This is a genomic window from Bradyrhizobium sp. Leo170 (assembly GCF_004296405.1).
GTDB lineage: Bacteria > Pseudomonadota > Alphaproteobacteria > Rhizobiales > Xanthobacteraceae > Bradyrhizobium.
In genome coordinates this window covers 1-613 of record NZ_PSRR01000840.1, presented here as the reverse complement: position 1 = coordinate 613, position 613 = coordinate 1, and the positions used below count along the sequence as shown (strand labels likewise).

Genomic DNA, 613 nt, shown 5'->3' with positions numbered 1-613 from the left:
CGAGGACTGGACGGGGCAAATCAGCTTGAAATCGTTGAACAAATTTCCTTGCAAGAAATCGCTCTTGCCGGTTTCAATTCGCCGGCGATTTCGGCCAAACTTGTTCCGCGCGAAACACATGGAAAGTTCAGGGCAGCCGTGGACCACAAGCCTGACGATGAGCGCGTAGTCGCAGACGAAGGTCGCAGCCTGTTGGGCCTCGTGGCGGCGGCCCTCGTCGTTGGGGCCGTCACCGGATGCGTCGGGGCGAACTTCCGCCTCTTGCTCGGGCAGGCCGATCGCTTGCGCGATGCGACCATCGCCTGGGCGCATGGTCACGGCATCTTGGGATTCCTGATTGTCGTGGGCGCATGCGCTGGCGCGACGCTGCTTGCGGCGTGGATGGTGCGGCGGTTCTCGCCGCACGCGTCGGGCAGCGGCATTCCGCATGTCGAAGCTGTTCTGCACGGGCAGGTGCCGCCGGCTCCGTTTATCCTGGTGCCAGTGAAATTCATCGGCGGAATCCTGGCGATCGGTTCCGGGCTGGCGCTGGGCCGCGAAGGGCCGACCGTCCAGATGGGCGCCGGCATCGCGGCCTTCACCGCGCGCGTCGGCCGGCTCTGCTGGGCGGACG

General features: G+C 65.4%; 2 protein-coding genes. One reads left to right on the top strand and one right to left on the bottom strand.

Going from position 1 to position 613, the window contains the following annotated elements; translation table 11 throughout:
• Positions 1–318, bottom strand: a 318-nt coding sequence (locus CWO89_RS47445; RefSeq protein WP_207234730.1) for a hypothetical protein, incomplete at its 3' end; no start/stop codon positions are given.
• Positions 319–324: 6 nt separating this feature from the next.
• Here CWO89_RS47445 and CWO89_RS45015 point away from each other — a divergent pair.
• Positions 325–613, top strand: a 289-nt coding sequence (locus CWO89_RS45015) for a chloride channel protein (protein ID WP_245476888.1), incomplete at its 3' end; no start/stop codon positions are given.